Source organism: Acinetobacter sp. NigerLNRRAM0016 (genome assembly GCF_054112845.1).
The window spans coordinates 41,158-63,320 of sequence record NZ_JBSYVT010000011.1; the positions used below are offsets into that span (position 1 = coordinate 41,158).

Genomic DNA, 22,163 nt, shown 5'->3' on the forward strand with positions numbered 1-22,163 from the left:
AATCATAATGATGCAATATGTACTACTCGCTTGGATCCTCGGCATGACTGGCATGGGCAAGGTCTGGTCACTCACCACTGTTACGTGTGGCATGTTTGGTATTTTCTGGGTGATGATTCAACTACTGGTGGTTAAATGTCCGAATTTTAAACCTCAGCTTTTTAGATTTTTCAGCATCATTGTTTTATGTTTATTTAGCTTCAATCTGGCTTATTTATATGCCGATGCTGCACTCACTCAGCGTATAGATTTACGAGAATCGACTACAAAGCAAGCTGAAGTCATTGTGCATGTCAAATCAATGAACCAGATTCAGTCGAATCGTATCAAGCAACCTATCACCGTACTGAATTATAAAAAGCAACCCGCGAAATGGTTAGCGTATCTTCAACCCTCTTCTGATCAGTCACTGGAGCTGGGAAAGTACTACCGTTTGCGCGGGCAGATTTTACCTGCACATAGCTATGCAATTGCAGGGGCATTTGATCAGGAAAAATGGTTCTTACAGCAGAACATTATGGCAGCTTTTCAAGTCCAAGCAGTGGAAGAGCTGACAGAACAAGAGCTTTATGCAGCAGGACAAATGCCCTATGTACGGCAACAGCAGGGGCTTATTGCTAAAACGTTATTGGCAATTGAGCAGCAACGGTTGAGTTTACGAAATACACTCCAACAGCAATCACTGCATCATGCAGGTTTACTGTTGGCTTTGTTAACGGGTGATCAAAGCTTATTAAGCCCCGACGTTGAAGATTTGTTTAAACGACTGGGGTTGAGTCATTTATTGGCAATTTCTGGACCACACGTGTTGATCTTTGCGGCATTACTCTGTTGGAGTTTACACCGTCTGATTATCCGTTTCGCACCCACTTGGTATTTGCGTTATCCCAAGCCTTATCTTTTGGTGTTTCCTTTTTGTATGGGCGTACTGCTGTATTCAGCTTTTGTCGGCTTTGAAATTCCTGCATTGCGGACCTTGTTAACCAGTTTGATTATCGCTGTCCTGATTTTATGTAAATTCAAACTGCAACCTGTACAAGTACTGCTGTTTAGTGCTGCAATTTTATTATTTCTCGATCCTTTTAGCATCCTATCGGCTGCATTTTGGTTGTCCTATGGGGCTTGTTTGGTACTTCTGAGAATTTATCAGACGGTACAACAGCAACCTACTCAAATCGCAGACACTCGTCTAGGTCAATTAAAGTTATATGTTGCGCTGTTATTTGAGTCGCAATGGAAAATTTTTATCGCATTACTGCCATTGATGCTGATTTTCTTTCAACAAGTCGTGTGGATTGCGCCATTCAGTAATCTTGTGGCATTACCGTGGCTGAGTATTTTGGTGGTGCCTCTTAGCATTATTGCGACCTTGTGTTTATGGATCTTCCAACCTTTAGGTGTATTGCTGTTTCAACTGAATGATTTATGTGTGTCATGGTTACTGTCAATCCTCAATGGTGCGGATCAAATACTGGGTTCAACCGTACACAATGTTGCGTTGAGCTGGGGGATGCTAGGCGGGCTGATAATAGGGCTTTGTATTTTGTTTTTACCACGCGGTGTGGTTCCAAAAAGTTGGGCGATGGTTTGTATGTTGCCGATTTTTATTGTGGATGAATCCAAGCAGCCGTTTGAATTGCACATTCTCGATGTGGGGCAAGGGCAAGCCATCTTTTTACAAAAGCAAGATCAGCAGATGATGATTGATATGGGCGGTAATTATGATGAACAGAAATTCAGTGTTGGCAAGCAACTCATTCGTCCCTTTCTGAATAGTAAAGGGATTTCCAGTCTGGATCAGCTCATTCTAACCCATTTAGATCAAGATCATAGTGGTGCGTATTTTTCCTTACGCACAACTTTACCTGTTCAAACCATTTACAGTAATGAAAGGGTTGAAGTCATGCCCAGTACTCAATTTCACTATTGCTATGCTGGGCAGGTATGGCAACTGGAGGGTGTCAAGATTCAGGTCTTATCACCACGACAGGAGCAATTAGCTGCAGTTGCGAATCATCAGAATGAATTGTCTTGCGTTCTCTATGTTCAAGTTGAACATGCTCAGCCATATGCCAACTTTTTACTTATGGGAGATGCAGGCTGGGAAGCCGAATATCAGATTCTAAAAGCCTACCCAGATTTAAAAGTAGATGTATTGGTCTTGGGACATCATGGCAGTAAGCATAGTTCGGCTTATGATTTTTTGCAGCGGCTCAAGCCTAAAATTGCGATTGCATCAGCAGGAATCAACAATCGCTATGGGCATCCGAGCATTTTAACTCAACAACGCTTGCAGGCATTAGGGATTCCGCTATATACCACAATCGACAAGGGTAGCATTCAGTTTATTCAGAATGGGAAGCAGATAGAAATGCAGTTTTACTGTGATCAGCAACGTTGGCTTAATCGTTAGGGTCTAATTGTTGTGTTCTAACTTTCGTCACAAGTTGCATTGCTTGTTCATGTGGCAAGTTATACAGATTACGCAGTTCAGGGTTGGCTTTAAAGCGCTTATAGCTCCAATGGTAATGCTCAGGAAAACGATGAATTAGGTTTTCAATTTCCTGATGAATCACATGGGTACCGTCATTGGCTGTACCTTGATAAATGCTTTCAGGCATCGGTTCGATATACATATCAAAACCATGTGTATCATTACGAATTGCATATAAAAAAAGTGCCTTTGCCTTGGTTTTTTGAATCAGCTTGGCACTTAAGTTACTGGATTCTAAAGGTAAACCAAACATTGGTACTAATTCACCCGCAGCATGCGGGGTATGATCTGGCAAAATGACCGTAGTGCCACCTTGTTTCAAGGCTTTAAAAATCTGTCGTACACCAGTTTCATCGGTGGGAACTAAATGTGCTTGTTCACGGCTGCGCGCGCTACGTACAAAATTATCGGCTGCTGGATTTTTTACAGGTTTATACAGAATTGTCATTTCAGTAAATTGAGCAACCCAAGCATTCATCACTTCCCAAGTCCCAAAATGTGGAACAATCAAGACAACGCCTTTTTTCTCGGCAAGCGCATCATGTAAATACTGTTCGCCAGTAATCGAATGAATACGGGAAATATTTTTTTGATTTTCAGAACCCCAAATACTGAAAAATTCAAAATAGGAGGTGAGTTCGTTACGTATCGCGTGTTGAGTAATTTGTTCTCGTTGTTGATTACTTAGTTCAGGTAAGGCAATTTCAAGGTTAAGACGAATGGTTTGAGATGTTTTAGATATTTTTAACAGGTTCACTAAGCCAGCCAGTGAACGGGCAATCATGCGAGAAATTTGAATAGGTTGTCGACTTACAAATTGAAGTACGCGATCAGTCATTGTTTTTGGAGTTTTATCAGTCATTGCCTAATGGGTATGGGGATAAGAAATATAAAACAGCAATTATTATAGGCGAAAATACAGGGTTTAAATAGTTTATTGCGTCTGCATGTATATAATGAGGTTAATTTTCTTCATTATTGGATCATCTTATATGTCCGATTGGCCACCTAAACCACAAAACGAAAGTCATATTACACAACAAAATTTAGAAAAGCAGTCAGGAAAAGAATGGCAGATTCTTGAGAAAGCCGTATTAGCTTCAGTGGAAGAACAGCGCCGTGCTCGTCGTTGGAGTATCTTCTTTAAATTACTGACCTTTGCTTATATTCTTTTTATTTTAGTGATTTTAGGCAAGGGATGTAGTACGGCTACGACTGATGTCAGTTCGACTACAAGTGCTCATATCGCGGTTGTTGATATTATTGGGACGATTGCCGCAGATAAACAAAGCGTGAACAGTGAAGATACCATCAAATCGTTGAAGAAAGCATTTGAGAGTAGCAATAGTAAAGCTGTAGTTTTGAATATCAATTCACCAGGTGGCTCACCTGTACAATCCGATGAAATTTGGCAGGAAATTCAGTATCTGAAGCAACAGCATAAAGATAAAAAACTGTATGCCATTATTGGTGATACAGGGGCATCAGGGGCTTATTATATCGCTTCGGCAGCGGATGAAATTATTGTCAATCCATCCAGTTTGGTTGGCTCGATTGGCGTGATAATGCCGAATTATGGTGTCAATGGACTGATGCAAAAGTTGGGTGTAGAAGATCGCACCATGACTTCGGGCGAAAACAAAGCGATTTTATCGATGACACAACCCGTTGATGCCGCTCAGAAAGCGCATGTACAAGCTTTATTAGACAATGTTCATGATCACTTTATTGAGGCTGTAAAAAAAGGTCGTGGGGCAAAACTAAAATCTCAGGATCCAGCAATCTTCTCAGGATTATTCTGGACCGGTGAGCAAGCAGTTAAACTCGGAATTGCTGACCGTACAGGTAGCCTAAATAGCTTGAAACGTGAACTTAAAATCGATAAAACAGTGGACTATACCGTTCAATATAATCCATTGGATTCTGTTCTCGGGCGTATGGGTAGCTCAATCGGGAAAGGTTTTGCTACTTCACTCGCTGAACAGGTTCAAGCAGAGCAAACGACAAAACTACAATGAAACCACTGATCCACTTTGCGCATGCCAATGGTGTGCCATCCAAAGTTTATGAAAAACTCTTTCATTTACTTCGCGATGATTACGATATTGTCTATGTTCCACTGATTGGAACTGACCAACGTTATCCTGTGACCAATCATTGGCCGCACTTGGTGGATCAGCTGACCGACAGCATTGTGCGTCAAGCACATGGGCGTCCTGTGATTGGATTGGGGCATTCTTTGGGGTCGGTCTTGACCATGATGACGGCTTATAAGCGTCCTGAATTATTTCAGCAGGTGATCATGCTTGATCCGCCATTGATCATGGGTAAAGCCTCTTTGTTGTTCCATACTGCGAAGCTGTTTCAACCAAAACTGGTGGATCGGATGACCCCAGCAGGTCTGAGTAATCGTCGTCGTGATCATTGGGAGTCCCGTGAGCAGGCAGGCGAAATGTTAAGACCGAAAAGCTTGTATCAAAAATTTGATCCTGAGTGTTTTCAGGCTTATCTGAATCACGCCCTGACCGAAGATGCAGAGCGCGGTGGGGTAACCTTGACCATTCCCAAAGCTGCTGAGGTTGCCATTTTTCGTAATACGCCATCTTGGTGGTGGTTGCCCATGTCAAAGCCAAAAGTCCCGATGCATTTGGTGGTGGGCGATCAAAGCGAGTTCTTAAAACATAAGTTTCCCCAAATCGCGCAGAAAAAAGTGGGTATTCCATTTAGTGTGGCAGAAGGGGGGCATATGTTTCCCTTAGAACGTCCTGAAGCGACAGTAGCGTTGATTAAACAGCTGATTCAGAAATCATAGAACATAAAAAATGCATCCGAGGATGCATTTTTTCTTTGAATCATATTTTTACAGTTTGCAAAATTGAATCGGTTCATTCAACGCTTGATTGCGATATATGACGGTATTTGCATTCTGGTATTGCAGGGCACCTGTACAAATCCATTCTACCACTTGAGGATAGATCAGGTGTTCAAGCTCATGTACGCGCTGTGCGAGTTGCTCGACATGGTCATGACGACCAATCTTTAACACCCCTTGTGCCAGTGAATGTCCTGCATCTAGCTCTGCGGTAACATAATGTACGGTACAGCCATGATAGACATCACCTGTATTCAATACCCGGTGATGGGTGTGCATGCCTTTATAATGCGGCAGTAGAGAAGGGTGAATGTTCAGCATTTTACCTTCCCAAGCACGCACAAATTTGGCACTTAGAATACGCATGAAACCCGCCAATACCACTAAATCAACATCCCATGCTAATAACTGTTGATGCATGGTATCATCAAATGATTCGCGTGTTGGATATTGTTTATGTTCAATCACAGCAGTTTGAATACCTGCTTGTTGAGCGCGTGTGAGTGCATACGCTTCAGGTTTATTGCAGATAACTCCAACAATTTCACCTGATAGACGAGCGTCTATCAGGGCTTGTAAGTTACTGCCACTGCCTGAAACAAGGACAGCGATTTTCATTATGCAAAGATTACGCGGATTTTCTCGTCAGCACCTTCAACAGATTCAGCATTGTCTACAATGTGACCCATTGCCCATGCTTTTTCATCTTGTTCAGTTAAAAGTGCAATAGTTTTATCTGCATCTGCTGGATCTACCGCAATCACCATGCCTACGCCACAGTTAAATGTACGGTACATTTCGAACTGTTCAACACCGCCTTCTTTTTGAAGAAGTTTGAACAACTCTGGCCATTCCCAAGAAGATTCATTAATAATTGCTTGAGCGCCATTTGGGAGTACACGTGGTAAGTTACCCGGTAAACCGCCACCCGTGATGTGCGCCATCGCGTGTACATCAACTTGTTTGCAAAGTTCAAGAATTGGTTTTACATAAATACGTGTTGGTTCCATTGCTGTATCTGCAAGTGGGCGACCATCTACGATTTGTGTAAGATCGACGTTTTTCACGTCTAAGATTTTGCGAAGTAAAGAGTAACCATTTGAATGCGCACCGCTTGATGCAACACCAATTAAAACATCGCCTGCTTTAACTTTAGAGCCATCAATGATTTTACTTTGCTCAACGACACCTACGCAGAAACCTGCAAGATCATAATCTTCGCCTTCATACATGCCAGGCATTTCAGCAGTTTCACCACCGACCAATGCACAACCCGCAAGCTCACAGCCTTTACCAATACCTGTAACAACATCAGCAGCAACATCAACATTTAAGTGACCAGTTGCATAGTAGTCAAGGAAGAATAAAGGTTCTGCACCACACACTAAAAGGTCGTTTACACACATGGCAACCAAGTCTTGGCCAATCGTGTCATGACGGTTTAAGTTCAAAGCTAAACGTAATTTTGTGCCGACACCATCTGTGCCAGATACGAGAACAGGCTCTTCATAGCCTTTCGGAATTTTACATAGTGCGCCAAAGCCACCCAATCCGCCCATCACTTCAGGACGAGTTGTACGCTTAGCGACAGATTTGATTCGATCGACAAGTGCGTCGCCCGCTTCAATATCGACACCTGCATCTTTATAGCTTAAACCAGTGTTTGGGGTAGAAGTTGAGTTGCTCATAGTGAAGTCTCCGCATTTGCGCGGGGATTATAACCCGAATATACGAAACTCTTATGTTATTTATGCTCTAAAATGCTATCTTTACTTAAATATTTTACTTTTTATAACGATTAAATCGAAAAAGGCGGGTTTCTATGGTCGATCGAACCTTGCGTCGTATTTTTATCCTTGCGGGAATCGCACTTATTCTTTGGGTTTTATATTTATTAAAGCCTGTAGTATTACCATTTATTGCAGCATTTTTAATCGCTTATTTATTTAATCCTTTGGTCGAAAAATTTCATAATATTGGTTTACCTAGATGGCTTGCCATCAGTATTGTATTTGTCGGGATTGGGGTCATCCTGACTTTAGCCATTTCATATTTGGTGCCGTTAATTTGGCAGCAGTTAATGTATGCCAAGGGAAGTATTCCAGCAGGCATACATTGGTTAAATGATACCTTTTTACCATGGTTGTCGCGTACCTTTAATCTGGTGCAGATGGAAATTGATACGCATCAATTGTCAACGACGGTCATGGACTATATTCAGACCAACTATAGTGCTGACAGTATTCAGGCGATGGCACTTAAAATTGCACAATCAGGTTTAAGTTTTATCCAGATTGGCGGCACGGTGGTTTTAATTCCTGTGATTGCTTTTTACTTCCTATTGGATTGGGATCGTATGCTGGACAGCATGCGTCGACTAATTCCACGTCCTTATGAAGAATCGACACTAAAGATTGTGGGTGAATGTCATAGCGTGCTAGGCGCCTTTGTGAAAGGGCAATTTTTGGTGATGCTGCTGCTTGGTATTGTTTATGCGGTTGGCTTGCAGTTAATTGGACTAGAAGTCGGATTGATCATTGGGATGATTGCTGGTTTGGCCAGTATTATTCCTTATTTGGGTTTTGCTGTCGGGATTATTGCTGCAGTTATTGCTTCTTTATTTCAGTTTGGCTTGGACTGGATGCACTTGGCGTTGGTTGCTGTTGTATTCATGATTGGTCAAGCGGTGGAAGGTTATATTCTGCAGCCATTTTTACTGGGGGATAAGATTGGTTTATCTCCTGTTGCGGTGGTATTTGCGGTATTGGCAGGTGCCCAACTGGCAGGTTTTCTAGGCATGCTGATTGCCTTACCCGTCGCTGCAGTGATTGTGGTGCTGCTTAAACATGCACGAGAATGGTATGAACAGAGCCAGTTGTACGGTACGCAAACAATCTTCACTTCCAATGCAGAAGCAGATTCTATTAGTATAGAAACGTCACAACTGGAAGTAGACATTGAAATTAAAGATCACACTGCAAAAGATCAGCAAGTTGCTGAAAAATCAAGTAACATCGAACCTAAACCATAAAGCGTATAAGGCTTAAACACGAATATGCGTCAACTGCAATTAGATATTGAACCCCAACTTGATGCCCGAATCAGTGATTTCTCTGGTCCGGGATGGGGGCATGTCATTGATGCAATTCGTCAGTTACATGCGGGTCTGATGAATCGTTTTTATGTCTATGGTGGTGCGGGTACAGGTAAAAGTCATTTGCTTTCTGCAATCTGCGACTCCTATCTGGATGTGGGTAAATCAGCGATTAAAGTCTCGTTATTAGAATTGCTTGATGCGCCTACAGAAGCGATTACCTCGCTCGAGCGTTATGATTTGGTGGCGCTGGATGATATTGAGGCTATTTGTGGTGTGCCACATTGGCAAAAAGCGGTATTTCACCTCATTAATTACAATAATGAAGTGGGCGGACAGTTGGTGTTCTCTTCACGTTTTGCCCCGATTGAGCTGAAATTAGAACTGCCTGATTTACAGTCTAGACTGACCCAAGCGGTGAGTGTGAAAGTACCAAATGGCAGTTTATATGCAGATCGGCAGATTCTGGTCAGTTCAGTATTGGCACGACGGGGGATTCATATCGATCAGCAAATTATTGATTATCTTTTAGCGCATGGTCCACATCAGGCTTCGATTTTATTACAAACCTTAGAGCAGTTGATCCAACTCCTTAAAGGAGAGAAAACCAAGCTAAGTCATGCCACTTTAAGACAAATTTATGCACTCATTGATGAATATCAATAACCGATAAAAGCGCTTGAGTAATCAGCATGGCTGTGACAAAGTACAGCTTAAATGCCTATCGCATGGAATTGCGAGCATAGAAAAATAATAGAAAGTAAAGTTAAGGAGAACATAAATGCTGCAAATCAGCATGAAGTTTCAATTCGTCTCATCTCATCGAACTCATCATCTAGACTCAAAATTATTGAGCCTGTCTTTTAATAGTTGCAATTGTGCCTAAAGAATTTGGCAATTTAGTCAATTATATTTCTACGTTCATCTTTTAGGCTGTACAGCAAAGGGATCGCCATTAGCTGTAGATAAATTGCTAGGAAGCAGCAATTTAGAAAAACAAGATCAATAAAATAATTAAGGAGAGACGTATGCTCAAGCAGAGCATTGGTGTGGGAATGTTGTGTCTGGCTGGGCATGCCTATAGTGCGAATATCAGTGTGACCACCACAGAAGATGTCGTTAAAGATGATCAAGAGTGTTCACTACGAGAAGCGGTCAGTTATATTAACCAAGATATGCCTAAAGAAGGGTATTTCGGTTGTGGTGGGGAAGATGCCAGCCCTGTCATTTTGTTGGAAAAACAGAAAGTCTATAAGCTGAATTCACATTTAAATATTCAAAAAGAATTAACCATTAAAACCAACTATGATGTGGATTTTAATGAAACCCCAGTTCTAGGTAAAAATAATGCTGTGCTGCAAATGCAAGCAAAAGATAATATTTTAAGAATTGATGATGGTTCGCAAGAAAAATTACTCAGTGTTGTGTTGTACGAGGTTAGTCTACAAGGTTGCGTTCAAGCGCAATGCGCACAACAAGGTGGATTAATTTATAACAATGAATATCTACAATTAAGTTATGCGGGATTATCGGGTGGTTATGCAGCCCAAGGTGGGGCAATTTATAATGTGGGTAATTCAACGTTCGAAAATACCAGCGATAGTCTAGTCGTCATTCAAAATAGCTTGTTTGAAAAGAATTATGCTGCTGAAGGTGCCGTACTCTATACCCAGCGACCTGCATATAAAATCTTAAATAGTGTCATTCGTCATAATGAGACCACCAGTTCAACTTCTGCAAATATTTACGCCGCTTTATTATTTAATTCAGAACAGTTACCTAGCTCGATTTTGAATGTCGCTAATTATATTAAAAACAGTACTTTTTTACAGAATAAAGGCTATTTGCTGAATTTACGCGACGGTATTGGCTTAAATAATTTGACCATGCTTGGCAATGCGCAAGGCATTCAATTTGTTGCACCACAGGGTAAAGCTTTTCTTGCGAATAGTATCTTGATTGGTAATCCATACCCAATATCTACGCAGAAGGATTGTAAGTTTGAAGCAGGCGATCAGAGTATTTTACAGAACAATCTGGTTTCAGTAGGTTGTGGGCAAGGATTGGCAGAGTATCCCAATGAAATTTGGACGCAAACTGCGTTGATTGCAGGGAGCACACTTGAGGGGAAATGTAGCAGTGCAAATTTAGATCGACAAAGTCTAGTGTGTCCATTTAATCAAAGTAGCCATGATTTTCTCGGTTATTTTAAACCACGATTACTGGTGACTTATCAGCAGTTAAGTGATTCGTTGATTGTGAATAAAGGCAAACAATGGACTGGCTCAGAAACAGCCTTGGTCGAGTGTGAGTCCAGTGATCAGCGTGGACAAGTGCGTGATTCCAATAATGTGCTCTGCGACCGTGGTGCGATTGAACTGGTGTTTCCAACCACGATTTCTTTGATCGGTGACGATATCAATTACGGTGAAGTTGCAAAAATGTCGGTGGCTGAATTATTGGGTGATGGTGAGCTTTTACCGAAAGATCAATGTGAAGCATTATTGGGTAAAAATCCGACAGGTGAGGCTTGGCAAGATGGTTGTTTACAAGTCATTCCAACCACGACTCAGCCGAAGGGAAGTGTCACCATTGATGAAGAAGGCAATATTCAGTACACACCGAATGGTAATTGGCATGGAGCCGATATTTTTAAAATTCGACTGGTTACAACCACGACGCGATTTAACGATTCTCAGAATCCTTATCTAGAGATCAAAGTCCAAGTCACTCAGGCACCTGCTGGACAGATGGAAAGTAGCAAGGTCGAGACTTCGGGGGGGAGTGCGGGAATATTAAGTCTACTGGGCTTATTGGGACTGATTGGATTACGTCGTTACAAGAAATAGGCAAGGGAATTGACCGTGAAAAATTATAAAAAAGGTTTACTTACATTAATGGTGCTGTCAGCCATGTCTCTGATGGCAGCGGAAGATACGTTTATCTATGTCACCACCTTTGATGATGAAGATGGTGAAAACTTAAATCAATGTTCATTACGCGAAGCCATAAAGACGGCCGCAGATAATAAGGCTTATGGTGGCTGTAATGCAGGGGATACACGTTTAGGTCAAAAAGATCGAATTCAGCTAAAAGAAGGAACCTATACACTCAAACGTGAGCTGGTGCCACAATCTGTGCTTGAAATTTATGGTGCCGAGCCGCTGGATTATTCATCCAAGCATGTCTTAACCCATACTTATCCAGCGACGACGGCCTTAAAAACCACTATCAGTGGAGAAAATCAGACCCGAATTTTTAATAGCTCATTGTCGAAGTACGGGACTTCATTTAAGAACATCATTTTGGCAAATGGAAGTAACACAGGCTTGGGTGGTGCAATTTATGCAGGGGCAGATATTAATTTAAATAATGTCGCCATCGTTAACTCGCATGCCACTCAGGGCGGTGCTATTTATTTAGATGGCGATATTTCACTGAATATTGATCATGGCTTAATACAGGCTAACCAAGCAGCACAGGGCAGTGTCTTGGCGATGACCTGTCAGAACAATTTATTATTTACCAAGCCCACAATTACCATTCAGAACAGCAGTATAGTTGGCAATGGAGCCACGAATAATGCAAGCATGTTAGAAATTTGCGGTGAGGCATCGACTGTATTGCAAACCAATACCATTGCTAAAAATCAGGCAAATACTACTACAGGCGCAATTATTAAGAGTATTTCCTCCAATACTGCGCAGCCGAACTTAAGTGAAAACAGTACGTTGGTTTTATTAAGTAATACCATCGTAGAAAACAATGCTGCCAGCACCTTATTGTATGACCAACTGGGCAGTAAAAATATTTCCTTTAATGTGCTGGCATACAATGCGGGGCAATCCTGTCGCTATGCTTTAAATAACGGCAATGTGGCGGATGCAAAACTTGATATTGTTGCAATGAACAATGCCTTGCAGCTAGGTGCGGTGACAGGGCAGTGTAACTTGCCGAAAATTGCTTATGAAAGTAATACTTCTGGAAGCAATACCAATATTGATGTTAGCAACATCTCGATGAGCACGTTGCTATCTGCCTATACAGGACCGAGTGCAAGCACAGAATATTTACCGCTGTACTATCCACGGGATAATCAGACCGCAAATGACTTGGTCAATATAGGGGCGATTGGATGTAGTGATGTCGATCAACGAGGTTTTAGTCGAATTACGGATGCTACGCTCATTTTAAATCCGAGCATGAAAAATACCTGTGATATTGGTTCGGTTGAACTGATGCGTTTGACAGCGGCAGATATCATTAATTTAAAGAATTTATCTTATTCACAAATGATGGATGGTTATCAGCAAGCCATAGATTTGTATCAGGCACGCATTGATGATCAATCAACAGATGCTAAATACTTAACTCAGTACCAAGCGGAGTTAACAGCATTTAATGATTTGAAGCGCAATACTGAAAAATATGCCAAATACCGTGCGATTTATATTGATCCGTTTGCGCTGGCATTACCTGATGAGCAGTGGATGAACAACCAATCACAAGTCCAAGCCTTGAATGCTGAGAACTATAATATCAATACCCAAGTTTTGGGAGTGGGAACTTATTCAGGGGAAGGCAGTAGCTTTCAATTCATTGGTGATCAAGATCCAAACTTAAAATGTGAATGGATACCTGAACTCAAGCGCATCATGTTTTATCGCTTAGATGATAATCTTTCGACGATTGGTGAGAATGCTTTATGTACCTACAGCATTACCTCCAAAACGGATGCGACCAAAACCACAACAGGTTTATTAAGTGCAAGTTTTGCCAATATTGCACCGATTGCCAAAGACGATACTTATCGCTTGGAATATGGTACCAATCAGAACATTAGCTTACATCCACTTGAAAATGACTTTGATGATGATGGTCCGAAAGCAAGTATTGCTGGTTTGAATAAAGCCGATTTCTACCATAATGAGGCAGGTCAGGAGTTGGCTATTCGTTTAGACAGCTTGCCAAGTGCGATGATGGTTGATCCATCAGTACCGAATGGTCCTTGCCCTGGCAGTGCCATGCGCGATACCTGTTATTCCAGTAATTTGGTGGTTCAGGTCAAAAACAACTACAGTCCATTCGATCAAGTTATGGAATATACCGTCTTTGATGCAGAAGGTCTGGCATCGAATCGTGCAAAAATTTATCTAAACAATACTGCAAAAAATACAGTGACTTCTGGCGGTGGAGGCGGTTCTATGGGATGGTTTAGCTTATTGGGTTTGTTGGGATTGGCTGGCTATCGTTATCAACGCCGCAGCAAGAAAGCATAAGGGTTGAAGTATAAGAAGCTCACACAATGTTGATGAGCTTCTTGTTAATAATATTGTGAACCATAAAAAAGCCAATCTTCTCTGGATTGGCTTTTTTTATAAATGTTCAGAATCACATGGAAATTATGGCTGTTCCACCGTGTGATGCAAATATTTGTTCATGTATTCTTGGCGAATATTGATCCGTTCTTCAGGTGTCGCCTTTTGCATGCGCACGCGTAGGTCGTTACGTTCTTGGCTGCTCATTTGTTGCCAAGTTTCACGCATTTTCTGCTTTTCTTGTTCAGGTAATTGGGTAAACCAGTCCATACGCTGTTGCAGACTATCACTTTGCTCATCTGGAATTTCTTTGAGCGACTGATAGCGTTTAATCAGAGCGCGTTGTTCTTGCTCTGACAGTGTTTCCCAAGTTTCAGCCACTTGGGTGTTGGCATCTTTGGAAAAAAGCCAAAAACGTTCAAATCCTGCAAAACTTGTTTGCAAGAAACCGAGTGCACAAAAAGCAAAAGCTAACCTTCTAGCTGCCATGTGGAACTTTGTCCTCACCTAAAACCATTAACATTTCCAAATCTTCCACCATTTGTGGAGAAAGTTTTGGTGTTACCACAACTTGATTCTGCGGCTTTTCTGACAGATCGACGGAATTAGGTAACACCACAATTCCCGCGATGGCTGCAGCTAAAGCGAATCCTGTCATTTTAAAATAGGCAAAACGTGATGATTTCTGTTGCTGGATATGATCCAGTACATGATTCATCACAACAGGTTTTGCTTTGTGCTGTTGCGCAAGACCATCAAGTTTGGAAGTAACTTGTTTTAAGAAATCATCTTGTTTCATTCAGATGACCCTCCCGAATATGGATTCAAATGCGATAACGCAGATCGCAAACCTTGAATCGCGCGATGATAATGTGTTTTTACACTGCCTTCACTACAATTCATAATTTGAGCAGTGGTTTGCGTGTCAAATCCTTCCCATGCCCGCAACATAAACGCTTGTTGCTGGCGAACTGGCAATTGGCGAATCGCGGCTTGAATTTCTTCAACCGTAACTGCCTGATCCAGAAACTCCAACGGACTAGGGGTGGTTTCATCAATAACATCTTGGATTTCTAGATCATCTTCATCTAGGCTGACCTTTTTGAAGAAAGAAAAAGGCTGCGAGCGGCGCGCTTCTTTACGACGCCAATCCTGTAGTTTGTTATTCAAAATGGTGTAAAACAGGGGGTACCATTCTTCAGTAGATTTGTCTGAATAAGATTTATGCAATGAAATAAAAGCCTCTTGGACCAGATCCATCGCAATGCCTTGTTGACCCTGTGTCGCATTTTCCATCATCACTAAGGCACGCCCAGTCACGTCTTGCATAAAATTCTTCAGACGTTGTTCAGCCGTACTTTTTAAAGCACTCAAAGTTTCCGACTGAGACTGTTTCGGCGCTAAATCCATAGAGATGGAAAACCCTGTCATTGGATCATCACCATTATCTCCAATACATATGCTTAATAACGTTGGAAATAATGGTTTGGTTGACAATATCCGTTTTTATTTTTTCAAGTGTAATCTATTTTTAAAATTGGGCGGGGCAATTTAAAATAAAAAATGTATTAGATGCGTTGACGGACCATTTCAAATAAACAGACCGATCCTGCAATTGCAACATTCAGTGACTCTTGTCCACCGGGTTGAGGAATGGTCACGGCTTGCGCATGCGCAAGAGCATAATCCGAAGCACCTTGACCTTCATTACCCATAATCCAGACGCAGGCACGCGTCAAATCTTGCGCATATAAGCTGGTTGAGCGATGTGAACTGGTTACATACACAGGAATTTTAAATTGAGGTAAGACTTGTTCAAGCGCTACATTCTCGTAAATATCTAGAGAGAAATGTGCACCCATACCTGCACGCAGTACGCGTGGTGACCAGAGTGATGCAGTACCTTTAGTGGCAATAATTTGCTGAACACCAGCAGCAGCAGCGGAACGGAGTAAAGTACCGACATTGCCTGGATCTTGGATATTTTCCAGAATTAAAGTGTCTAGATTATATTGCAAGGCTTGAGAGGAAGAGGGTAAATCGATAATTGCAAGACACGGAAGTGTAGTGCCTAAGGTGCTTAAATCCTTGTATAAAGATTCACTTAAAATAAAAATGGCACCATGATACTGACGTTGGATTTCTTCTAGGTCAGGATGTTGTAAGGCAAGCTCTGTAGTAAAAATCGCATTGATTTTCTTTTGCTCTTGCAACCATGCCAAACACAAATGTGTACCTTCAAGCACAGTTTGACCTTGCTTTTTACGATAGGTGTTTTGCTCAATTAAGCCACGTAAGTGTTTAATTTTTGGATTGTCTTTCGATTCTAAAAAAATGGTAGGCATGTTTGCTTGAGTCCACAGAAGTAGGTGTAGCACCTACTTCTGTTTTAAAAATTAGTGGTGGTATTGAGTTACAAGATCAACTTCATTTTTTGAACCGATGATTACAGGGACACGTTGGTGTAATTCTGTTGGTTCAATTTCAAGAATACGCACGCGACCTGTAGTAGAAGCACCACCTGCTTGTTCCATCAACATACTCATTGGGTTTGCTTCGTACATTAAACGTAGACGACCTGCTTTTTTCGGATCTTTCAGATCGTATGGGTACATGAAGATACCGCTACGACAAAGAATACGGTGAATATCACCCACCATGCACGCTACCCAACGCATGTTAAAGTCTTTTTCACGTGGACCCGTTTTACCTGCAAGTAGTTCATCAATATAACGTTTTACGGGTTGTTCCCAGTGACGTTGATTCGATGCATTGATTGCATATTCTTTGGTATCTGCTGCCACTTGAATGTTGTCAGTGGTTAACAAGAATTGTTGTGATTCAGGATCGAAGGTAAAGAACACAACGCCTGCACCCACTGTTAATGCCATCATGGTTGATGGACCATACAGTACATAGCCTGCAGCAACTTGGTGAATACCTGCTTGCATAAAATCAGCCGATTGCGTCACGGCATTTTTTGCTGGAAGAATTGAGAAAATGGTACCAACACACATATTGATGTCGATGTTGCTTGAACCATCGAGTGGATCAAATAACACCAAATATTCACCATTTTCTTGCGCAGGCGTGAATTCATCCAGTTCTTCTGATGCCAAACCACCGACATGTGGGTGAACTTTTAAGGCATCAATTAAATAGTCATTTGAAATCACATCTAATTTTTTTTGTTCTTCACCTTGCACATTTTCATGCTGTGCACTGCCTAATACCCCAGCAAGCGCACCTTTTTGTAAAGCTTGATCAATGGTTTTACACGTGTCTGCAATGGTTGCAATCACTTTTGCAAGTTCAGGTGTAAGGTTCCCAGTTTGTTGTTCTAAGAATTGGGAAAGGGTGAGGTATGCCATGGCAGGAAAACTCCGAGTGTAAACCAATCAAGTTGAGCAAAAAAAATTTAGACGGCTATTTTAGATGAGAATGCCGCAAAAGAAAAATTAAACTCGATTATTTGGCTTGATTTTGCCCTTGCAACTTTTAGGGATAATGCTATGTTGATGTGAAGGATGAAGAAGAATTGAGGAGCAGCAGAATGACTACACAAAAGTTTGATGCCATGCCAACGCAAAATGAAGGTATTAGTTTGGATGATATTAGTCCAGAGAACGTGAAAGCGGCTTGGAAAGATTACGAAGCCAAGCCTGAATATAAGAAGTTTAATAAGCATGACCTCATTGAATCCATGCAGCATGAGCATGAAGAAGATGAGCACAAACCTGCTTAAGCAATAAAAAAAGCGCTTTAACATTAAAGCGCTTTTTTTAGGTCTGTAAACGGCCTTATTTTAATAAAGGTGGTACAGCTTCGTAGTTAAGTTCTACGCGGCGGTTTTCTTTCCATGCGTTTTCATCATGACCCGCATTGATTGGCATTTCTTTACCATAGCTAACCGCTTCGAGTTGAGTTGGGCTGACACCATTAGTAATGAGGAAGCTTTCTACGGCTTTGGCACGACGCTCACCCAGTGCCATATTGTATTCGCGAGTACCACGCTCATCCGTATGACCTGTTAATGCCACTTTAGAGTTTGCATTGGCTACAAGGAATTGCGCGTGTGCTTGGAGTGTTTGATAGTCTTCGTTGGAAAGATCACTGCTGTCGTAGTCAAAATGCACCACGCGTTTTGCTAAAAATGCTTTATTGGCAGCGGTTACGCCTTTAGAAGATGCGCCCGCAAGATTTTGTGCATTTAACGCAGCATCTTCACTTAATCCTTCAGTGCTTACAGTTGTGCCCGCAGTAGTTGGTGTTTGACCTGTTTGAATTTCGGCAGCAGGTTTACGGCTCGCACAGCCTGTCATCACAATAGCGGACGCCAAAACTGGTAAAACCAACAGTTTAATTGCGTTCATCTTCATCTCCATATAGATTGATTTTTAAAAGGTTATTTGGGTGCCCAAGCTGGCTCGCGGACTTCGCCTTGCTCACTTGGTAAATTCATGCGGAAGCGACCATCGACCGACATAATGGAAAGTAAACCACGGTTGCCTTCACGTGTGGCATACACCACCATTTGCCCATTTGGCGAGAAGCTCGGGGATTCATCCAGACTGGTTGGGGTCAGAATATTGGTGATGCCCGTATTGATGTCTTGAATGGCAACTTTGTAACTACTGCCGCTTGGACGATGCACCAATGCCACTTTTTTGCCATCGGCACTTAAAGTTCCGCGAGCATTAAATGCGCCACGGAAAGTAATTCGTTTGCTGCTACCATCTGCGAAGCTATAGCGGTAAATCTGTGGTGAACCGCCGCGGTCAGAGGTGAAAATAAAGGATTTACCATCAGGTGCATAACGTGCTTCAGTGTCAATTGCGCTGTCATTGGTCATACGCTGTAATTGACGGGTACTTAAATCCATTTGATAGATTTCAGGATTGCCATGCATTGAAGCGGTAAACAGCATGGACTTGCCATCTGGAGAGAAACTTGGCGCACCATTTAAGCCACGGAAGCTTGCCAGTTTTTCGCGTTGACCTGTGGCTAAGTCTTGTACATAAATTGCAGGGCGTTTGCTTTCAAACGACACGTAGGCAATTTTCTGCGCATCAGGTGTCCAAGCAGGGGACAAGATTGGATCACGCGAGGTCAGAATGGTTTTAGGCTGTTCACCATCGGTATCGGCAATCTGTAACGTGTAGCGCTGCTCAGGTGTTGCAGGATTACGTAGAACATAGGCAATACGACCACTGAAATCACCTTGAATGCCAGTTAATGCCTGATAAATCGCATCACTGATCATATGTGCCGCTTGACGTACACGTGAAGCAGGAACAGTGAGTAGTTCATTCAACAGGTATTGTTTTTTCTCAACATCATACAATTGATATTGAACTTCAAAGGTGCCCGCAGCAGTCTCTTTTACATTCCCTGTAACCAGATAGGGTACGCCAGCGGCTTGCCATGCTGCTGCATTAGGATTGTCCATGCTGGCAGTTGCAGGCAGGTTTTGCGAGGCGCTACTAAATTTACCCGAACGATTTAAGTCGTTTTCTACAATCGAATAAATGGTTTGATCATTACTGAATGGAATAATCGCAATTTTAGGGGCTTGTTCTGGTGCTTTGGCAATTTCTAAATGAAGTTGTGCATGACTGGTTTGAACAAGTAGTGGCATAAGTGCCGTCATGATTGCTAAACCAAGTAGATGTTTACGCGTATTTTCCATCATTCGCTGTATACTCTGAAACGTCAGTCTTTGTGGGTTGTATGAAATTGCCTATCATAATGGCATGAAATCTCATGATTTAAAGCATTACATTATGGCTAAACTGTTATAACACTGTGAAAAAGCTTAATCGCCATGCATTTGGCATGGCGATTGTGATTATTGAGCAGTAAAAGAAGATGTAAACATGCGTGCTTCACGTCGCGCATCAGGGTCTGAAGGCATTGGATAAGGTGCTGCTGCACGAACTGCTGCTTCAACACTGGCTTTCATGTCAGGGTCACTGGCATTGACCACAACCGATAGAACTGCACCGCTGTCACTTAAGGTGACACGAGCACTGGCTTTCTGACCTGCTGCACTTGTAGGTGGATTCCACGCACGTTTGACTTTGTTCTCAAAGTCGCGTTTCGCCGTAGAGGCAATACGTTTGGCTTCCGCTTTTTTCTCAGCCGCTTCTTCCGCAGCCTTTTTAGCAGATGAGGCTTTCGCTTCTGCTTCAGCACGTTCTTTTGCTTCTGCATCTGCTTTGGCTTTCGCGGCAGCATCCGCCTGTGCTTTAGCTTTTGCAGCAGCATCCGCCTGTGCTTTAGCTTTTGCAGCGGCATCCGATTGCGCTTTGGCTTTCGCAGCAGCATCTGCTTGCGCTTTGGCTTTTGCAGCAGCATCCGCCTGAGCTTTGGCTTTAGCAGCGGCATCTGCCTGCGCTTTAGCTTTTGCAGCGGCATCTGCCTGAGCTTTGGCTTTAGCAGCGGCATCTGCCTGCGCTTTAGCTTTTGCAGCGGCATCTGCCTGCGCTTTGGCTTTTGCAGCAGCATCTGCCTGAGCTTTGGCTTTCGCAGCGGCATCTGCTTTAGCTTTTGCAGCAGCATCCGCCTGTGCTTTAGCTTTTGCAGCGGCATCCGATTGCGCTTTGGCTTTCGCAGCAGCATCTGCTTGCGCTTTGGCTTTTGCAGCGGCATCCGCTTCTGCTTTAGCTTTCGCGGCGGCATCTGCTTGCGCTTTAGCTTTTGCAGCGGCATCCGATTGCGCTTTGGCTTTCGCAGCAGCATCCGCTTGTGCTTTAGCTTTTGCAGAGGCATCTGCTTGCGCTTTGGCTTTCGCAGCAGCATCCGCCTGTGCTTTAGCTTTTTCAGCGGCATCGGCTTGAGCTTTGGCTTTTGCAGCAGCATCTGCTTGCGCTTTATCAGCTTTGGCTTTTTCCTGAGCTAAACGAGCTGCTTGTTGCTCAGCCATATTGGTTTTTGGTGGTGCAACAGGAATGACAGGAGCAGGCTCTACGCTGGGTTCGGCAGTTTGCGTAATTTCAGGAGCAATATTCTCATGCGCAGTTTCTGTAAATTCAGTTTCTTCGCGCGGAGTCGGCTGTAAATCTTGCGGTTTGATCAAGATGGTTTTGATTTGCTCTGGTGGCTTAGGTGGTTTACTCATTCCTAAATAAAGCAAGCCCACAACCGCAAGTACGTGTACACCAAAGGTAAAACCCAGTGCAATTGCGTTTTGTTTAAACGGAGGCTGTTGAAAATTCTTCATATTACTTTAAAGGTTCGGTCAGTAAACCCACTTGGGTTAAGCCAGCATCTTGAAGGCTTGACATTAAAGCCATGACCTCGCCATAAGGGCGAGTTTGATGACCATTGATTACAACATTTAATTTTTTGTTCTCTTGTTGCGCCTGCGCTTGAGACTCGACCAATTTTTGAGTCAGTTCTGTCAGTGCAAGCGGTCCAGTGGTTTGACCTTTTTGCTCCAAGAAGTAGGTGCCATCTGCTTTTAAAGAGACGATAGAAGGCGCATCTTCAGATTGCAGCGGAGTACCATTGGCTTGTGGCAAATCGACTTTAATGCCACTGGTGATCATTGGTGCGGTGACCATAAAGATCACCAGCAGCACCAGCATAACATCAATATAGGGCACGACATTCATGTCGCTTTTCAAGGGTTTTTTGATACGCTCAAAGCGTCCTGTACGTTGAATCGCCATCAGTCATTTTCCTGAACAGAACCTACTGATTGACGTTGTAATAGCGCCACCATTTCTTCAGCAAACAAAGCGCGATCTGAATAAACGGCTTCGCCTTTAGCAGTAAAATGGTTGAAGGCTAGAACAGCTGGAATCGCTGCGAATAAACCAATTGCAGTCGCAATGAGGGCTTCTGCAATACCAGGTGCAACGGTTGCTAAAGTGACTTGGTCGACATCTGCCAGACCAATAAAGGCATTCATAATGCCCCAAACGGTGCCGAACAAGCCGACATAGGGTGCGACAGAACCAATACTGGCTAAAGCGCCTAAACCTTGCTCTAAATGGCCTTGATCGCGGCTTAAACCGACACGCAAAATACGTTCAGTGCCTTCGATGGTTTGTTGCGTTGCGGCTTGGCGTTTTTTAAGTCTGAGGTATTCACCCAAACCTTGATAGAAAATATCTTCCAGTCCGACACGTTTAGAGTTGAGCTGGGCATTGTTATACAGGGTATTCAGCTCGGCACCAGACCAGAAGATTTTTTGGAAATGTTCATCATCTGCCTGAGCTTTTTTATAACTCAGGTGTAACTTGGCAATTAGAAACCAACTGTAGAGTGATGCTAGAAGAAGTAAAAGCATCACCAGTTGTACGACAGGACTTGCTTGTAAAATGAGGTCTGAAACGTGAAGAGTGGTGTCTAATTGATTTGCCATAGTTACACTGGAGT

General features: G+C 42.6%; 21 protein-coding genes. 8 read left to right on the plus strand and 13 right to left on the minus strand.

Features of this window, described 5'->3' with window-relative positions; all coding sequences use genetic code 11:
• Positions 1 to 7: 7 nt before the first annotated feature.
• Entirely contained in the window at positions 8 to 2,413 is a 2,406-nt protein-coding gene (locus ACWQ4X_RS09050) for a DNA internalization-related competence protein ComEC/Rec2 (RefSeq protein ID WP_457903401.1), read from the plus strand.
• Here the strand turns inward: ACWQ4X_RS09050 and ACWQ4X_RS09055 are convergent.
• Positions 2,403 to 3,356, minus strand: a complete 954-nt coding sequence (locus ACWQ4X_RS09055; protein WP_457903402.1) for a lysophospholipid acyltransferase family protein — start codon at positions 3,354 to 3,356, stop codon at positions 2,403 to 2,405. The two genes, ACWQ4X_RS09050 and ACWQ4X_RS09055, sit on opposite strands and share 11 nt — an antisense overlap.
• A 130-nt stretch (positions 3,357 to 3,486) precedes the next feature.
• Here ACWQ4X_RS09055 and sppA point away from each other — a divergent pair, with 130 nt between their 5' ends.
• Positions 3,487 to 4,512, plus strand: coding sequence for a signal peptide peptidase SppA (gene sppA, locus ACWQ4X_RS09060; RefSeq protein ID WP_374528218.1), 1,026 nt, complete (start codon positions 3,487 to 3,489; stop codon positions 4,510 to 4,512).
• Complete coding sequence (locus ACWQ4X_RS09065; RefSeq protein ID WP_457903403.1) at positions 4,509 to 5,306, plus strand: alpha/beta fold hydrolase; 798 nt, start codon at positions 4,509 to 4,511, stop codon at positions 5,304 to 5,306. The genes sppA and ACWQ4X_RS09065 overlap by 4 nt, the downstream gene beginning before the upstream one ends.
• A 48-nt stretch (positions 5,307 to 5,354) precedes the next feature.
• On the opposite strand, the gene purN is transcribed toward ACWQ4X_RS09065, so the two are convergent.
• Together purN and purM are read right to left on the minus strand one after the other, a co-directional pair.
• Positions 5,355 to 5,987, minus strand: coding sequence for a phosphoribosylglycinamide formyltransferase (gene purN / locus ACWQ4X_RS09070; RefSeq protein ID WP_457903445.1), 633 nt, complete (start codon positions 5,985 to 5,987; stop codon positions 5,355 to 5,357).
• On the minus strand, positions 5,984 to 7,054 hold the full coding sequence (gene purM / locus ACWQ4X_RS09075) for a phosphoribosylformylglycinamidine cyclo-ligase (RefSeq protein ID WP_457903404.1): 1,071 nt from the start codon (positions 7,052 to 7,054) through the stop codon (positions 5,984 to 5,986). The genes purN and purM overlap by 4 nt, the downstream gene beginning before the upstream one ends.
• Positions 7,055 to 7,188: 134 nt before the next feature.
• Here purM and cxpE point away from each other — a divergent pair, with 134 nt between their 5' ends.
• The 4 genes from cxpE (at position 7,189) to ACWQ4X_RS09095 (ending at position 13,739) form a co-directional block, all read left to right on the plus strand.
• Positions 7,189 to 8,397, plus strand: a complete 1,209-nt coding sequence (gene cxpE / locus ACWQ4X_RS09080; RefSeq protein WP_457903405.1) for a chloramphenicol efflux transporter CxpE — start codon at positions 7,189 to 7,191, stop codon at positions 8,395 to 8,397.
• A gap of 24 nt (positions 8,398 to 8,421) precedes the next feature.
• Positions 8,422 to 9,126, plus strand: coding sequence for a DnaA regulatory inactivator Hda (gene hda / locus ACWQ4X_RS09085; protein WP_100240997.1), 705 nt, complete (start codon positions 8,422 to 8,424; stop codon positions 9,124 to 9,126).
• Between the two features lie 362 nt (positions 9,127 to 9,488).
• Positions 9,489 to 11,309 carry a rhombotarget A gene (rbtA, locus tag ACWQ4X_RS09090; RefSeq protein ID WP_457903406.1) on the plus strand — a complete coding sequence of 607 codons (1,821 nt, stop codon included), beginning with the start codon at positions 9,489 to 9,491 and terminating at the stop codon, positions 11,307 to 11,309.
• A gap of 15 nt (positions 11,310 to 11,324) precedes the next feature.
• Positions 11,325 to 13,739, plus strand: coding sequence for a CSLREA domain-containing protein (locus tag ACWQ4X_RS09095; RefSeq protein WP_457903407.1), 2,415 nt, complete (start codon positions 11,325 to 11,327; stop codon positions 13,737 to 13,739).
• Positions 13,740 to 13,862: 123 nt separating this feature from the next.
• On the opposite strand, the gene ACWQ4X_RS09100 is transcribed toward ACWQ4X_RS09095, so the two are convergent.
• From ACWQ4X_RS09100 to ACWQ4X_RS09120, 5 genes are all read right to left on the minus strand, one after another.
• Positions 13,863 to 14,267 (minus strand): DUF3106 domain-containing protein, encoded by a 405-nt coding sequence (locus tag ACWQ4X_RS09100; protein ID WP_457903408.1) that lies wholly within the window; start codon positions 14,265 to 14,267, stop codon positions 13,863 to 13,865.
• Complete coding sequence (locus ACWQ4X_RS09105) at positions 14,257 to 14,577, minus strand: hypothetical protein (protein WP_100241001.1); 321 nt, start codon at positions 14,575 to 14,577, stop codon at positions 14,257 to 14,259. Before ACWQ4X_RS09105 ends, ACWQ4X_RS09100 begins: the two co-directional genes overlap by 11 nt.
• Positions 14,574 to 15,188, minus strand: coding sequence for an RNA polymerase sigma factor (locus ACWQ4X_RS09110; RefSeq protein ID WP_374528285.1), 615 nt, complete (start codon positions 15,186 to 15,188; stop codon positions 14,574 to 14,576). The genes ACWQ4X_RS09105 and ACWQ4X_RS09110 overlap by 4 nt, the downstream gene beginning before the upstream one ends.
• A 158-nt stretch (positions 15,189 to 15,346) precedes the next feature.
• Positions 15,347 to 16,123 (minus strand): TrmH family RNA methyltransferase, encoded by a 777-nt coding sequence (locus ACWQ4X_RS09115; RefSeq protein WP_457903409.1) that lies wholly within the window; start codon positions 16,121 to 16,123, stop codon positions 15,347 to 15,349.
• A gap of 51 nt (positions 16,124 to 16,174) precedes the next feature.
• Positions 16,175 to 17,149: a class 1 fructose-bisphosphatase gene (locus tag ACWQ4X_RS09120; protein WP_142769174.1), complete on the minus strand. Its 975-nt coding sequence runs from the start codon at positions 17,147 to 17,149 to the stop codon at positions 16,175 to 16,177.
• A gap of 182 nt (positions 17,150 to 17,331) precedes the next feature.
• On the opposite strand from ACWQ4X_RS09120, the gene ACWQ4X_RS09125 reads away from it, so the two are divergent.
• Positions 17,332 to 17,523, plus strand: coding sequence for an NF038105 family protein (locus ACWQ4X_RS09125; protein ID WP_142769173.1), 192 nt, complete (start codon positions 17,332 to 17,334; stop codon positions 17,521 to 17,523).
• Positions 17,524 to 17,578: 55 nt separating this feature from the next.
• Here the strand turns inward: ACWQ4X_RS09125 and pal are convergent, their stop codons facing one another.
• The 5 genes from pal to tolQ form a co-directional block, all read right to left on the minus strand.
• Complete coding sequence (gene pal, locus ACWQ4X_RS09130) at positions 17,579 to 18,151, minus strand: peptidoglycan-associated lipoprotein Pal (RefSeq protein WP_142769172.1); 573 nt, start codon at positions 18,149 to 18,151, stop codon at positions 17,579 to 17,581.
• Positions 18,152 to 18,183: 32 nt separating this feature from the next.
• A complete protein-coding gene (gene tolB / locus ACWQ4X_RS09135; protein ID WP_457903446.1) occupies positions 18,184 to 19,467 on the minus strand; it encodes a Tol-Pal system beta propeller repeat protein TolB in 1,284 nt (427 codons plus the stop codon).
• A gap of 159 nt (positions 19,468 to 19,626) precedes the next feature.
• Positions 19,627 to 21,000: a cell envelope integrity protein TolA gene (gene tolA, locus ACWQ4X_RS09140; RefSeq protein WP_457903410.1), complete on the minus strand. Its 1,374-nt coding sequence runs from the start codon at positions 20,998 to 21,000 to the stop codon at positions 19,627 to 19,629.
• A 1-nt stretch (position 21,001) separates the two neighbouring features.
• The gene (tolR, locus tag ACWQ4X_RS09145) at positions 21,002 to 21,451 is read right to left on the minus strand and encodes a protein TolR (RefSeq protein WP_457903411.1); all 450 of its coding nucleotides are present in this window, start codon (positions 21,449 to 21,451) and stop codon (positions 21,002 to 21,004) included.
• Positions 21,451 to 22,149, minus strand: a complete 699-nt coding sequence (gene tolQ / locus ACWQ4X_RS09150; protein WP_457903412.1) for a protein TolQ — start codon at positions 22,147 to 22,149, stop codon at positions 21,451 to 21,453. The genes tolR and tolQ overlap by 1 nt, the downstream gene beginning before the upstream one ends.
• Positions 22,150 to 22,163: the final 14 nt, after the last annotated feature.